Genomic DNA, 14,268 nt, shown 5'->3' with positions numbered 1-14,268 from the left:
TCTTGCAAACAATCGTGCAATCAACATTCGGTATATACTACAAGTGGCCAGACTAGCTTACCCCTAAATTCGTGGAGTTGAGGCTTTTCCTGATAGCCCTACCATCTCACTTTTTCATTTCAGTTGTCTTAGCTCACTGATCCGTTCTGGAGGGAAATGACGATAGAACGTCGTTCGTCCAATCTCAAGTTGTTTGATAATGTCTGTGACGAACGGGTAGTTTTTGGAATCTTTAATCATAGACTCAGCAGTACGGATTTTATCCACAGTCATGCTTGGTGGCCGACCACCTCTACGCCCTCTTTTGTGAGCAGCTGCAAGACCCGCACGGGTATTCTCAACAATCAATTCCCTCTGAAATTCATCGAATGCGGCGGTCATGTGAAAAAACAAGCGTCCCTCTGGTGTTCCTGTATCTATATTCTGGGTAAGGACCTTCAGCTTAATTTTACGTTGCTCAAGATCATAGGCGGTGGCAATGATTTGTCTAATGGAACGCGCCAGCCTTGACAGTTTCCAGACAACAAGCGTGTCTCCCTCCCTCATATAATCCAACGCCGCTTTCAGTTCGGCCCGTTCCTTGTGAGAACCTGATATTTTTTCGATAAATATTCGTCCACACCCTGCCTTTTTCAAAGCATCGGTTTGCATCTGCGGGTTCTGATCCATCGTTGAGACACGAGCATATCCAATGAGCATTTTTTATTCCAAAAACGATTTTACTTGATAATAACAGAACAAATGTTTTAGAACAGTGTTTTGAAACATCATAATATGTTTTTTTGCCTGGGGTGAGTACAAAAGAATGTATGTTTCAAAAAACTTGGTATTACGCACCTTTTTTTCCTACTGCCCATTGTGTCTTTTTAAAGAAGCATCAGTGCAGAAAGATAGCAAACCAAACTGCCGTATTTACATAAATGCGTATTCATGGCAAAAATAAACCCGAAAAAGACAGAATACCGTTCGACAAACAGCCCATAACAATGAAAATAATATTCATTGTCAACCGTCATGATTACTTGATTGGTGCACCGGTCGCCAAACGCGGTTCTCCGCAGTTACCAGGAGTGTTAAAATAGCAAACAGCAGACCAGGAAATTTTAAAACCGGCCATAGATCTGGCCGACGCATCGAACAGGAAAAACAGTTTTCTGGCATAAAATTTTGTCCAAGGTCGCGCCGGCCACAAAAACTTTAATATCAAAACAAGACAGAGAGAAAGAAATGGTTGGTAGAGAAAATAAGAATGCCCCTCCAGAAAAAGAAAGTTTCACTTCTCGGCAACTCTGTCTTTTTCAGGACTTCCTTGTTAATACACCTGAAGAACGTAACTCTTTGTCAAACACAATAGAGCTTTGGGATGCTGTGCCTAAATATTACATAAGTAAACATTTACAAAACACGCTTCGTAAAAATGGTTTTCTGCCAACAATAGAAAAAGATTTCGTTTTTCGGGGCCAAAGCTTATCCGTAAAAGTGAGGCCAGGGAGAATAACCGTAGATGGCAAGGATAAAGAATTTTATCCGGGAGTAAGAGAAGAATTGGTCGAAGATGCTTTAAGGAAGATGGCTTGTAATCCCGGGTATGGTTTTTTTGATAATCAACGCAGCGGTGTTTCCTTCACCTTACATCAGTTACGCAAAGAGTTGAGTGAGCAAGGACATACCTTTTCTTATAGCCAGGTGGTTGATTCTCTTAAGATATTAACCAGGTCTACTATAGAAATATGCTCTAAAGACGGTAAATCGATGTACGAGACTTCTCCTTTGACGAGCTTAGCCGCCGTTACTAAAGAGGACAAAAAAAACAATCCTGAAGCCCGATGGTATGTTGATTTTAGTTTATTGGTAACCCAGGCTATTAAAAAAATTGAATATAGACAATATAACTACAACCTTACCATGGGCTTAAAAGGTCAGCTTTCTAGATATTTACACAAGCGTATATCACATAATTTTATTCAAGCTAACCTTCTTACCCCATACACCATAACAATGGCTTCGTTGTCACGCGATAGTGGACTGCTGGACTGTAAAAGAGCGAACGATAATAAGCGCAAGCTGGAGGCTGCTCTTCATGAATTAATTGAAGCTAAGGTCTTGATGCGATACGAGTCAGATGAAACAAGGGGGGGGCGTAGTTCTTTAGAGGATATAAAATATAATCTGTATCCCGATCATGATTTTGTTGCTGAACAGAAAAGGTCGAACCAAAGGCTGAAGTTAGCCCAAGAAGATAGCCAGTAGTTTCGATCCGCAAGTCTACCAAAACAAGAAGGCGGGAGTTTTACCCCGCAGATCGTCGCAAAAGCGGGAGTTTTACCCCGCAAGTCAAAGAAAAGCGGGAGTTTTACCCCGCAGATCCCGGGAGTTTTACCCCGCAGGTACCCTTGGAGCTCGTTTTTTTTGGGATATAAAAAATAATTTTAATCAAAAAGCGGGAGTTTTACCCCGCAGATCGTCGCAAAAGCGGGAGTTTTACCCCGCAGGTCAATAAAAAGGCAGGAGTTTTACCCCGCAGGTCGACCAAAAAGCGGGAGTTTTACCCCGCAGGTCGAAGTCACCCGGGAGTTTTACCCCGCAGGTCCCAGTAGTTTTACCCCGCAGGTTCTTTACTGAAAACATAGTATAAACAAACACATAAACATTTTTTATTATAATCCCTCTTTTTTATTCTTTTAACCTTATTTTAACCTTATGATTTGTGACATCCGGACCTAAAAACTACTGACAAAAAAACCTAACAAACAAAAGAAGTGGCAAGCTGCGCTTGCTTGTTATGAGAAAAAACAATTCGAGCCTTCGGCTCCCGGTAATAATTCGTAAAACCATCTATCGATATTAATTTCACCTATATTATTAACCTACCAACCCTTTAAAGGACAGTAGGAAAAAGAAACCCTACTTTTTCCGGCGTGTAATCTCACAAGAGACACCTGATAAGCTGATATCTGCTTTACGAAGGCCAACACCTTCATAAAGTCGAATGAAGCAGGAGTATCTTTTAAACTTCTTTTTTTAAGGTTTCGTTTTCAGACTTGTCCATTCTTTAATTCTTGGTTCCAATCTTTGGATTTAGGCAAAGGTCTCAAAACATTAACTCCTATGGGAGCAATTGTCCTTACCTGGTCAGCCATCTTTGCTCCATCCAGGTCATTGTCAAAAGCAAGGTGCACTTCACCACCCACCATTTTATTCATTGCCAGTGCTAATAACTCGAGCTGATCAGGGTTCATACTTCCCCCAACACTGACAAATCTCGCTGAAGGGATATTGTGCAAGGCCTGATAAGATAGTCCGTCGATAGCACTCTCACTGATAACTAAACACGTATCTTCCTTGAAACAAATCGAAGACCAAAGCCCCTTGACCCCTCCGCCAGCATACCCAGTAAATTTATAATTTTTCTTCTCAAACCCGCATAACCCATCTCGGTTATAGTGGGGAAAAAGTACATTTCCCCGAAAATCCACCTTAAAACAATGTTTAAACCGTGGAGAGTTTATCAATGTTCTATTTAGACCACGCCACTCCAAAAAAGGAGAATCATTAAAATAATTCGCTTTTTCATAATAAATAACAGCTGCCCTTGTGTCTTTGGACGCAGGTTTGAGAGGTGCAAAGGTGGGAAGGTTTGTTTTAGGTCTTGATAAACCGAGCCAACCGCGAAGAATTTTTCGTATTTCTCCAAGATTGCCGCCATTCCTGTTTGATAAAAAATCTATGATTGTACCGTTGTCGAGAGGGTTTCGAATTGAGAAATAGATATAGTTAGAAGATTTGTTGTCTTTTGCCATAACAAGCTTGTCCCCATCAGCATTGCGCATGACCGACGAGGTCTGTGAGCTCTTTTTCTTGTCCAGTAAATAACCCTCAGAAGCGGCAAACTCCCTTAAGTCTATATTTTTTTTAAAGAGGTCTAATTCATCCATCTAAAACTCTCTCTAGCCCCAATATCACAATGAAAGTGTTAAAAATATGTTAAAAATAATGAGTGCAAGTCCCCTTCAACATCAAATATAATCGTCTAGATCAGGGTTTGATTCATGTTTGATAAGCGAATCACTTTTACTTACCCCAAGTTTTCGCGGCGGCGTAACTGTTTTTTTCTGTGAAGGGTTCTCACTGTTCTCTCTGGCTGCACGGGCGTATTTATAAAATGTTTTATAGGCCATAGTAACCTTACCTTCCTTTACAAATTGTGTGTGTAGCATTGTATAACTGTATCCCTGGGTGAGCCTTTTTAAGGCTTCTTCCTTGACGGCCAACCATTCTATTTTTGCCGCATAATTTTGCATAATATTTCCCTCTGTTTTTTGCTTTATCGATAAAATACCTTTGTGAAAATGTAGAATAGTGGAGATATTTAGAGAAATCAATGGTTGATTTTAGAGAAATAGATCGACTTTTATGGAAATTTAAAGAAATTTATGCATAAAACGGAGCTATACGGAGATATTTGGAGAAAAAGACTGTCTTTATTCTTTACCTTTCTCTTTTTTTCTATTTGGAGTATAGGACAGGATAGGTGAGGTGACGCTACCTCGATCATCTCACACCTGCCCTGGCGGGGCCAACTTATTCGCCTGCGGCTCAACGAAAAAGCTAAAAAAAGAATTGAAATTATGCCAAGCGACAAAAAACGAATAGTAACTTACGTCACCGATGAGGAACATAAACAGCTCGTTAAATCGGCAGCTAAGGCAGGATTGACGACCTCCACGTTTGTGAAACGTGTATGCTTGGGACAAAAAGTGCAAAGCATAGTGGACCATCAAGCGGTATTAGCCGTGCTGAAGGCCAATGCTGACCTGGGACGATTAGGGGGTTTGTTTAAAAAGTTTCTCTCGGAAGGAAACGCAGTGGGTCCGTATGCTGCTGACTTGCTGGTCATGCTGCGAAGCATCGAGGCAACAAAAGCTCAAGTGGTTAAAGAGTGCAGCGCTTTGGTGCAAGCGATTACCCAAAAAGATAAGGGGTAGGGTCGATGATGAATTTATTTTCCAGTTTTTCGACATTTCTATTCATTACCGCTGCGGGAGTTTTTTTGTTCATGGCTTGGCATGTTTCCGGCTGGTCCGGAACCTTCAAAATGCTTTATCTGGTCGCCTTGGTCCCGTTAGGGGGCTTGGCGGTTATATGGATCTGTCGGGGAGTTTATTGGGCTGTGGTAATTATTCTCGCATCGGTTTTTATGAGCATTGAATTTCTCGGAAAACAACTATTGAAATTGGTGTGTTGGAAATGATTGCCAAGCGTATTGATACAAAACCGGGCAACGATAACTCGCGGCAATTAGGTTTATACATTGCCGACGCAAGCCATGAGGGTGAAAAATTACTGTTCGCTTGGCATGAAGGGTGTTTGTCCGATACATACGAAATAGCACTGGTTGAGATCGAGGCCACCCAAGGCATGAATACTCGCTGCGAGGGCGGAAAAACATATCATTTAATGGTCAGTTTCCGGCCGGAAGACGAGGCCAAACTTACTCCGGAATCCATGCGTGATATTGAAGCTGCATTTGCCAAGGCCCTTGATTTCGTTGAACATCAACGACTTTGCGGTGTCCATAAAAACACCAATAATATGCACCTGCATGTAGCATATAACATGATCCATCCGGAGAAGTTCACCAAGCATGAACCGTTCCGTGATTTCTATAAACTCTCTGAAGTCTGCCGGGCCATGGAAACAAAATATGACCTGGTGATTGATAATGGTATCAATCCAGACCGGGAATCATCACCACAGATAAACCAAAGGGCGGCCAGCATGGAGGCTCATTCCGGGGAACAATCTTTTCAGTCTTATGTCCTGGAACACAAAGGTGACATCTTGAAGATGATGGAGGGTGCTGGAAACTGGCAGGAATTGCATACAGCTTTGGCCGGATATGGCCTGGAGATCAAGCCACGTGGCAACGGATTGGTGGTGGTAAATACCACCGGCAAAGGAGCTATCAAAGCCAGCGCCATCAACCGCAGCATATCCAAAAAAAGTCTGACGGATCGTTTAGGTGAATACTCCGCATCAATACTACCTGTGACTCCAAATAAAAAATATGACCAAAAGCCTCTACAACCTCGCTCCGAGGAACGAAAAAAACTCTATCCACACTATAAAAAACTGTTAGAGGAACGAAATTCGCAAATAGGGATGGTAAGGCAACAGGCTACCGCCGGCCTGCTCGCGATTAGAGAGCGTTACAGCAAACAGCGAAAAAACATTGAACAACGGATCTTACCGCGCAAAACAAAAAGTAAACTCCGACAAATCTTAAATGTTGAAGAGAGGTTGGCTAGGGAAAAAGAGAACTCAAAGGGCCAGGAGCGATTGCAAGAGGTTCGAGAACGGTACCCGTTCCACAATTGGAATGGATACCTGAAGTGGCAGTCACAACAGGGTAATGCAACCGCCCTGGAGGTGTTGCGGTCGAAAACGCAAAGCAACGATTCGGCAGCCGCCCCAGGGGAAAAAACAGCAGATTACTACCAGGCCAAAAGAAAAATCACACTCAATGGCGTGAAAAAAGAACAACAGCTTGTGGCTTCGGACCTTACCGCCAAGCATCGAGGCGGTCTTATCGCTGTTACTCGGATGAAACAGTTGGCGGCCCAGGAAACCTTGCAACGAACTATCGAAACGAACACCCCTAAAATGTTTTCAGAGGTTCGTTACATCATCGACAATAACGGCATTGTTATTTTTACGCTGTCAAGCGGCGGGACGATCCGGGATGCGGGAAAGAAGTTACATTTCTCCTTGGATGAAACCACGCAGAAAGCGGCGCTGATTTACGGTCAAGCGCGATTTGGTAAAAATATTCAATTAAAAGATAACACCATCGAACGGAAAAAATATGAGCGAAACCAGAGAAACAGAACCAGAGATAACCAGCCCCACTTTGCTGGCATTAAACAAATCTACCAAAACGGTATGCGCAAGCTGTCCGAACTCAATGTGGTTCGGTTCGGCAAAAGAACAAAAATGCTTTTGCCAGATCATGCACGCGGTGACATGGAGCGATGACGAAAAAAACAATATCACCCATTGCGACGGTGTTTTTTTAGAGGGATAGGCTAAGGGTACAAACCTGACAATCGGTGTGTGAAATAGGTACCAGGTTGCACGAATGTAAGGCCCTTAAATGAGAGAGGGAAAAGATGAGTAAAAAATGTCGATTTTGCGAGTCATTGGATGATGTTAAAAGGGTGAAAAATAGATTTTTTGTTTGCCGTGCATGTAGACCGGCTGTCTATGCGGTCATAAAATCGCCCGATATTATAGAACAGGTTTGGCCGTTGTTGCAGGACAGGGCAATACTTCCACAAGTCAGGCGAATTAAAATTCCCTGGCGTGTCGAAATACCAGAAGAATTGCCTGCAAAACGACATCGGACCCAGGACAGGGAACAAAACACATGGTATCTAATTGTTTCCGAACATGAAAAGCAACCTGTAGAACTGTTTATGTCCACGGCTGGAGAAAACGACTATAGGCTACAATCAAAAATAGCCAATCTAACCGCATTGACACGACTGATTTCATTGATATTGAGGCACATTTTTTTGGGTGAAAAAATAACTATCGAAAAAGTACAAAATCAACTTCAAAAAAGTTCCAGACAAAGTCTTGATTTGCCGGATATGGTATTAAGAATATTAAATAAATATTCCAGCACCGGAATATTAAAAAACGGAAGTCCTACGGGGTAAAACCGGAGCGATGTTATCATTGGGGGCCGCTCATCTATACCTCTTCGTGGACGGTAACACCCGTTCAGTCTGGTTGATACTGTCGTGGTATACCGGGTTCCGTCTTCCGGTTTTCCCAGCCACCACCCTTGAACTTCGAATAAAAAACTGCTGCTAAATCTCTTTTTTCCTACTGCTCTTCTATCTTTCAAAATTGCGTTGTGGAATTTACCCTCCGGAACCACACAACAGTTCCGAAGGATGCATACCCCATGCTGCAAAAGCTGCTGGTATAACTGTCGTTTTTAGCTAGGTGCGCGATGCCCTTCCTTCAGGCGGTTATAGCTCACAAAAGCAGAAAGGGGGGAAACACAACTGAATTGACTGACAGAGTGGCGGGCAAAGGCGCTTGCTGCATGGGCTGCGGGCTAAATCTTTAGAAAACAAACAAAAATGCAACGATATATATTTATATTAAATTACATTTAATGAAATAATAAAATATTATTTAACATTTTAAGAAATCCACATGAGAAATATGGAGACCGATCTGCTGTTAAGGTCGAATATAGCTATGATGACTTTGAGATCTCTACCCTCTATCGAAGAGACCAGGAAGGTAAAGCTGACGTTCTGCCCTGTTCTTTAAGATTGCCAGTAAAAATCCAATTGTTATTCGGTTCCGGTGTCCGTTTGCAGCTATCCTGTCGAAATGTAACGTCACTGATCAATAATGATGCTCTCTGTAACCTTGACACAATTAACATATATGTTAATATGTGTTAATGAAATGGAAATACTTTACTACAGCGAGGCGATACAGCAAGATCTTTTGAACTTGCCTGCAGGAATACAGGCAAGATATATTCATTTAACTGATCGCATGGTGGTGTATGGCCCGAACCTTGGGATGCCCCATACCAAAGCAATTGATGATGGCCTGTTTGAGTTACGGCTAAAATCAAAAGAGGGAATTGGTAGGGTGTTTTATTGTACCCTCATCGGCAATAAAATTGTCATGCTACACACCTTTATTAAGAAATCGCAGAAAATCCCTGCAAGAGAGTTGAAAGTAGCGCTTCAGAGGTTGAAGGAGGTAAAGGAAAATGCTGAGTCATAAAGATCTACGGGACAAAATGTTGCGAAACCCTGATGTCCAAAAGGAATTCGCAAAACAAGAAGAAGAGTTTTTCTTATTTGACCAGCTGATCAAGGCTAGAATGGAAGCAGGTCTAACACAATCAGAAGTCGCGGAGCGCATGGGGACTAAAACACCTGCTGTTGCCAGGTTAGAATCTGGCGGTGGCATGAAAAAACATTCTCCTTCCATATCCACACTCCGCAAATACGCTAGGGCTGTTGGCTGCAATCTTGAAATAAAACTTGTTCAAAGTAAATTGATCGATAAAGAGAAAAGGGCCTAATATCAGCCCTCACTACAACCCTAACTCTGTTCTTGTTTTTATTTGTTAAAGAGCAGGGCATATTTTCTGGTTGTAATTTCCAATAGACCCTCGCTGTCGCAAAGAACATCAGGAAGAATGTAAACTCTCGTATTCCCACCCCGACTTTCACATGCCAATGCACATCTCTTTACATTTACAAAGCAGTCGAAGGTGTTTTTAGGATATAATTGCCGACTGTGCTGCTCTGGACGCCAAGCAGCCTTCCCGCCACCCTTGGAGGAGATCTCCCGGAACAAGTCATCTCTTACTGTTGGCAAACTTTGCCATAGATGCTATTTCCGCTGCGCTACAACCACCGCCAACAAATTACAAAGGGTACGTTGACCGGCGCGATTCTCCACCCTTTGTCACCACCCTTGTAACTGCGAAATATTTCTTGCCCTTAGATTTCTTCTTTTCCTACTGCCCTTCTATCTTTCAAAATTGCGTTGTGGAATTTACCCTCCGGAACCGCACAACAGTTCCGGAGGGTGCATACCCCACGCAGCAAAATCTGTTTATATGATGACTGTCGTTTTGAGCTAGGTGCGCGATGCCCTTCCTTCGGGCGGTTATAGCTCACAAAAATAGCAAGAGGGGGAAAAGCAACTGCTTTGATTGCTAGAGTGGCAAGCAATGCAGTTGCTGGATGGGCTGCGATCTAAGTCTTTAGAAAACATATAAAAATACAACGATATATGTCTATACTAAATTATCTTTAATGAGATAATAAAATATTATTTAATATTTTAAATATTTATAGGTGAAATATTGATTACCGCCCCGTTAAACTCCAATATCAGTATATGAATGTATAAGAAGATTATATGTGTTAGGATATTTGGGTTAGAGTTTTTTTTATACCCTTTTTTTTAGTACCGAAAAAGTGGTACTATTTTGGCCAGGAATACAGATTTCCAAGGCCACTATAGATTTTTTAGTACTATTTCCCCCTTTCCCCATTTGACAGAACCTTCCAAATCAGCATAGAATAGCACTGAAAACAGAAAAGTACTGAAATATTTGGTTGATGGTATTTTTTTACAGGGTGTTTCGGTCCGTCAATATTAGTTTACCGCATTAGTAACAATTAATTGACTTACACACGAACATATCGTATATATTGCTAATTATATTACTATAATTAATCGACATAAGAGAATTTGTAATATTGATGTCATAAGCAATGAGGGGACTTACTAGCTGTTCATCTTTTAATGAGTTGATATCTCTGGAGTATGATATTGAATAACGATTTTTTTAGAATCTTTCGTGAATACAAGCAAATTACCCTGAGATATGATGTTCAGCACCGTGCCATTTGGTGCTATTACAATCCCACTCCACGGCCCTGCTTTTCTATTTCTATGCTACAAGAAATTTGGCAATATCTGCAGAGTGTTATAGACTATTTCAGTACTAATAAAGCAAATTCGGATTCCCCCATCCGTTATTTGGTTGTACAGTCCCGGGATCCGGATATTTTCAGTATGGGAGGAGACCTGGCTCTGTTTAGCAAACTAATCAGGGAACAAAATCGCCAGCAATTACTAGATTATGCGAAACAATGTATAGATATATTATACCAGTATTCCGTTAATCTGCATCTGCCTATAACCACCATTAGCCTGGTAGAAGGTGCTGCACTAGGGGGCGGCTTTGAATGTGCTTTGTCGGGAAATGTTCTCTTCGCCACGGAAAATGCTGAAATGGGTTTCCCGGAAATTCGTTTCAACCTGTTTCCAGGCATGGGGGCCTACAGTTTCTTGGCAAGAGTTTGTGGTGCAGGAATGGCTGAAAGGATTATTGCAAATGGCAGAACTTACAGTGCTAAAGAATTACATGAAATGGGAATTGTCAATTTTTTGAGTGAAACCGGCAAGGGGGTGGTGAGCGTAGAAAAATTCATGAGCCAACACCAACAATGGGGTAATGGCCTCCAGGCTTTGCAGCAGGTAAAGCAATGTTACAACCCGATAAATTACCAGGAGCTTTTAAAAATTACTGAAATTTGGGCTGATGCTGCATTACGCCTGAATAATGATAATTTGCGGTTCATCGACCGACTGGTGAAGGCTCAATCTATCAAGATGTCCAAACTTAATAGCAAAACTCTTCTTCGAACGAAACAGGATCGCCGTTTTACACAGGGAGAAATGATTTTTCCCTTATCAGACTTTATGGGAAAAATTATCCCGTTCGATCGACGCAGCAATCCTGACCGGCGTTTCTCTAATCTATGTAATTAGGATTAAATACCATTGTATTAAGATGCCAGATCAACGACTCAGCATCCGCCAAAAAATCGAGCAGGATCGAATTGATAAGTTATATAAGCGATCCAAAAGCGCTTCTCTTGCCCTCCTTGTAACCTGCACAGTTTATCTATTATTCCTCACAAAGATATTTCCTCTGCGATCTCTTCTTTCCTGGTATTTTGTTCTGATAGCTGTCCTTGTCGGACGCATGCTACTTATTCGGTTGTATCAAGCAGACCAGGGTCGTACCAGATCTCTGAAATTCTGGTTGTATCTTTTTCGTTTTGGCATATTTGCAGCGGGTATAACCATCGGCAGCCTGAGCTTATTTTTTTTCCCACGAGAACCAGTTCCATACATAGTTATGGCTGTATTAGTGCCATGCGGAATCACAGTCGGGGCCGTAACCTGGTTGATCGACTTCGTTTCATTTTTTCTTTATGAAATGACCATACTGTTGCCAGTTGTGTATCAAACTACTATAGCTGGTGATCGAATACATGCAGGTACAGGTGCAATTACGTGTGTTTTGTTCCTCTTTTTTCTCCGCCTTAGCAAGGAGTATAATAATAATTTTATTACCAACACGAGATTGCTGTATGAAAATAAAGCTTTACTAGATGGACTTGAAAAGGAGAAGAATAAGATCAATAATCGATTAGGACGAATTCTGAACGATAGCACGACTGAAATATATGTGGCTGACGCCGAGTCGCTCAAGTGTTTACAGGTTAACCAAGGTGCAGTCAAAAATCTCGGTTACACACAAGATGAATTCGCAAACATCAATCTAATGGATGTTTTTATTGATCTAGACAAAGCCTCCTTTGAAAACCTCCTTGCGCCACTATATAATGGTCGTTCGGAACCTGTTATACATAAGGGAATCAGCCTTCGCAAGAATGGCAGCACCTACCCGATAGAAGCCAATATACAGTTGTCCACCGTAGATGTTCCGCCAATTATTGTTGCAAATGTTCAAGACATAACGGAACGAACTAAATGGGAAAACAAGCTGGTTTACCAGGCAAATTATGACCAACTGACCGGTTTGTTCAATCGCCATTATATGCAGTCCTATATGCACTCTGTTTTCACTAGGGCCCAACGACATCGGAAGAAGGTGGCCTTGATCTTTATGGACCTTGACAATTTCAAACAGATCAACGACACACTTGGCCATAAAGCTGGGGATGAAATACTGAAACAAACTGCTGAACGTCTCTCTTCTCAGTTGAGGGGGAGTGACATGGCTGCTCGCACAGGCGGAGATGAATTCACGGTGTTGCTCGAAAGTTTGGAAGTGAATGCCCACGCTGAGGTTGTTGCCCGTAAAATTGTGAGTTTATTCCAACAACCATTCACTGTAGATGGGCAGCAAATCCATGCTACTATTAGCGCTGGAATCAGTATTTATCCCGATGACGGAGATTCGCATGATCAACTTATGCAATGTGCTGACATTGCCATGTATCAAGCGAAGGAAAATGGCCGTAATAATTACTGTTTTTATTCCTCCGAGATGCGTTCTTCTTCAGAAGAACAGATGATTATCTCCAATCATTTGCGGTATGCGGTGGCAAAAGATGAACTATCAATTCTGTTTCAGCCAAAAATCGATATAAGCGAAGGTCGAATAGTTGGTGCAGAGGCGCTTCTGCGCTGGCACAGCCCTGAGCTAGGCAATATATCGCCAAATGTCTTTATCCCTTTGGCCGAGAGTTTAGGGTTAATTAATGATATCGGAACATGGGTTCTCAACAATGCCTGCTGCGAGGCGGTGTTATGGCAAGAGCTATCCAACAAAAGACCACAGGTGTCTGTCAATGTGTCACCGCAACAGTTTAGGACCGGCACATTGTTGAGATCGGTTCAGGATGCACTGGAGATGAGCGGTTTGGCCTGCGATCTTTTGGAGCTTGAAATCACAGAAAGTCTGCTGGTGCAGGATTCGGACAAGCCCCTCTCAATTCTAGAGCATCTGAATCGCAGCGGAATCAGCTTGGCCCTCGATGATTTCGGTACTGGATATTCATCTCTTAGCTACTTGAGCCGCTTCCCTCTACAGGTACTGAAAATAGATCGCATATTCATTCATGATCTTGAAGAAAATAAAAACAGTAGAGCTCTAGTTAATGCGATTATTGCCATGGCCCACAGCATGAATCTCGAGGTTGTGGCAGAAGGTGTTGAAAATAAAGAACAACTTGATTTTCTCAGAAGGCGGAATGTCAAAATAATTCAAGGCTTCTACTTCAGCCCTCCAGTTTCCGCTGAGGAATTCAGATCCATGTTGCAGAGTTCGTTGGTAAATAATATTGATGGTATAAATGCCCCATCAATAAATCAGAATAATGTTATACTATCAGTATAATAGAATGTATTACCTCTACTCTTCGGTGCGTTGGCTGCGGAGGTGTAAATACTCTCCGGTAGCAAAATCAGAAGGTCATCTTGAGCTTTCGAAAAGTAAGATTTTCCTGACATGAAAAAAATATCCCCTAGTATATCGTTTCATTAAAATATTGACATATAATTCTTGATCTGTCATACATATGGAACTATCCCTTTCAGAGGAGGTTTCAGGCTATGGCACGCACAAGCAAACGACCAAAGATTGAGTTGACCGAAGACCAAAAGCAAGAACTTGAAAAAATTTCACGAAGCAGAACAGCACCCGCCAGAGAGGTTGAGCGTGCTGCAATTATTCTTCGATACTCTGAAGGAGAAAGCATCGTGTCCATCCAAAAGAGCTTGGGTGTGAGCAGGCCAACGATCTATAAATGTATAGACAAGGCCATTGCTGCAGGGCCAGAGCGTGGCTTGAAGGATATGCCGCATTCGCCGAAAGAACCAATAATCACA

At 42.0% G+C, this 14,268-nt stretch carries 12 protein-coding genes; 9 read left to right on the top strand and 3 right to left on the bottom strand.

Annotated features, from left to right (window positions below):
* Positions 1 to 114 precede the first annotated feature (114 nt).
* Positions 115 to 699 (bottom strand): recombinase family protein, encoded by a 585-nt coding sequence (locus ACYQ8U_RS21620; protein WP_459947646.1) that lies wholly within the window; start codon positions 697 to 699, stop codon positions 115 to 117.
* A 528-nt stretch (positions 700 to 1,227) separates the two neighbouring features.
* Between ACYQ8U_RS21620 and ACYQ8U_RS21615 the strand changes: the two genes are divergently transcribed.
* A complete protein-coding gene (locus tag ACYQ8U_RS21615; RefSeq protein WP_459947645.1) occupies positions 1,228 to 2,250 on the top strand; it encodes a replication protein in 1,023 nt (340 codons plus the stop codon).
* Between the two features lie 785 nt (positions 2,251 to 3,035).
* Here ACYQ8U_RS21615 and ACYQ8U_RS21610 read toward each other — a convergent pair.
* Both ACYQ8U_RS21610 and ACYQ8U_RS21605 read right to left on the bottom strand, forming a co-directional pair.
* Entirely contained in the window at positions 3,036 to 3,935 is a 900-nt protein-coding gene (locus tag ACYQ8U_RS21610) for a toprim domain-containing protein (protein WP_459947644.1), read from the bottom strand.
* A gap of 81 nt (positions 3,936 to 4,016) precedes the next feature.
* Complete coding sequence (locus tag ACYQ8U_RS21605) at positions 4,017 to 4,382, bottom strand: TraK family protein (RefSeq protein WP_459947643.1); 366 nt, start codon at positions 4,380 to 4,382, stop codon at positions 4,017 to 4,019.
* A gap of 246 nt (positions 4,383 to 4,628) precedes the next feature.
* Here ACYQ8U_RS21605 and ACYQ8U_RS21600 point away from each other — a divergent pair, with 246 nt between their 5' ends.
* The 8 genes from ACYQ8U_RS21600 to ACYQ8U_RS21565 form a co-directional block, all read left to right on the top strand.
* Positions 4,629 to 4,985 (top strand): plasmid mobilization protein, encoded by a 357-nt coding sequence (locus ACYQ8U_RS21600; protein ID WP_459947642.1) that lies wholly within the window; start codon positions 4,629 to 4,631, stop codon positions 4,983 to 4,985.
* Positions 4,986 to 5,247: 262 nt separating this feature from the next.
* Positions 5,248 to 7,035 carry a TraI/MobA(P) family conjugative relaxase gene (gene traI / locus ACYQ8U_RS21595; protein ID WP_459947641.1) on the top strand — a complete coding sequence of 596 codons (1,788 nt, stop codon included), beginning with the start codon at positions 5,248 to 5,250 and terminating at the stop codon, positions 7,033 to 7,035.
* 134 nt (positions 7,036 to 7,169) lie between these two features.
* Positions 7,170 to 7,721, top strand: a complete 552-nt coding sequence (locus ACYQ8U_RS21590) for a TSCPD domain-containing protein (protein WP_459947640.1) — start codon at positions 7,170 to 7,172, stop codon at positions 7,719 to 7,721.
* 769 nt (positions 7,722 to 8,490) lie between these two features.
* The gene (locus ACYQ8U_RS21585; protein ID WP_459947639.1) at positions 8,491 to 8,820 is read left to right on the top strand and encodes a type II toxin-antitoxin system RelE/ParE family toxin; all 330 of its coding nucleotides are present in this window, start codon (positions 8,491 to 8,493) and stop codon (positions 8,818 to 8,820) included.
* Positions 8,807 to 9,124, top strand: a complete 318-nt coding sequence (locus tag ACYQ8U_RS21580; RefSeq protein WP_459947638.1) for a helix-turn-helix domain-containing protein — start codon at positions 8,807 to 8,809, stop codon at positions 9,122 to 9,124. The genes ACYQ8U_RS21585 and ACYQ8U_RS21580 overlap by 14 nt, the downstream gene beginning before the upstream one ends.
* A 1,265-nt stretch (positions 9,125 to 10,389) precedes the next feature.
* Positions 10,390 to 11,394, top strand: a complete 1,005-nt coding sequence (locus ACYQ8U_RS21575; RefSeq protein ID WP_459947637.1) for a crotonase/enoyl-CoA hydratase family protein — start codon at positions 10,390 to 10,392, stop codon at positions 11,392 to 11,394.
* Between the two features lie 22 nt (positions 11,395 to 11,416).
* Positions 11,417 to 13,777 (top strand): sensor domain-containing protein, encoded by a 2,361-nt coding sequence (locus ACYQ8U_RS21570; protein ID WP_459947636.1) that lies wholly within the window; start codon positions 11,417 to 11,419, stop codon positions 13,775 to 13,777.
* A 215-nt stretch (positions 13,778 to 13,992) separates the two neighbouring features.
* Positions 13,993 to 14,268, top strand: a 276-nt coding sequence (locus tag ACYQ8U_RS21565; protein WP_459947635.1) for a helix-turn-helix domain-containing protein, incomplete at its 3' end; no start/stop codon positions are given.

It is taken from the genome of Desulfocastanea catecholica (genome assembly GCF_054657295.1).
Note: the sequence above shows the minus strand (reverse complement) of the source record. Positions and strands in the feature narration are given on the sequence as shown.

What these genes read in the sequence shown, in the direction of transcription:
- ACYQ8U_RS21590 (WP_459947640.1), top strand. Translation starts at nt 7,170, where the DNA reads ATGAGTAAAAAATGTCGATTTTGCGAGTCATTGGATGATGTTAAAAGG.
- ACYQ8U_RS21580 (WP_459947638.1), top strand. Translation starts at nt 8,807, where the DNA reads ATGCTGAGTCATAAAGATCTACGGGACAAAATGTTGCGAAACCCTGAT.
- ACYQ8U_RS21600 (WP_459947642.1), top strand. Translation starts at nt 4,629, where the DNA reads ATGCCAAGCGACAAAAAACGAATAGTAACTTACGTCACCGATGAGGAA.
- traI (WP_459947641.1), top strand. Translation starts at nt 5,248, where the DNA reads ATGATTGCCAAGCGTATTGATACAAAACCGGGCAACGATAACTCGCGG.
- ACYQ8U_RS21570 (WP_459947636.1), top strand. Translation starts at nt 11,417, where the DNA reads ATGCCAGATCAACGACTCAGCATCCGCCAAAAAATCGAGCAGGATCGA.
- ACYQ8U_RS21585 (WP_459947639.1), top strand. Translation starts at nt 8,491, where the DNA reads ATGGAAATACTTTACTACAGCGAGGCGATACAGCAAGATCTTTTGAAC.
- ACYQ8U_RS21620 (WP_459947646.1), bottom strand. Translation starts at nt 699, where the DNA reads ATGCTCATTGGATATGCTCGTGTCTCAACGATGGATCAGAACCCGCAG.
- ACYQ8U_RS21615 (WP_459947645.1), top strand. Translation starts at nt 1,228, where the DNA reads ATGGTTGGTAGAGAAAATAAGAATGCCCCTCCAGAAAAAGAAAGTTTC.
- ACYQ8U_RS21610 (WP_459947644.1), bottom strand. Translation starts at nt 3,935, where the DNA reads ATGGATGAATTAGACCTCTTTAAAAAAAATATAGACTTAAGGGAGTTT.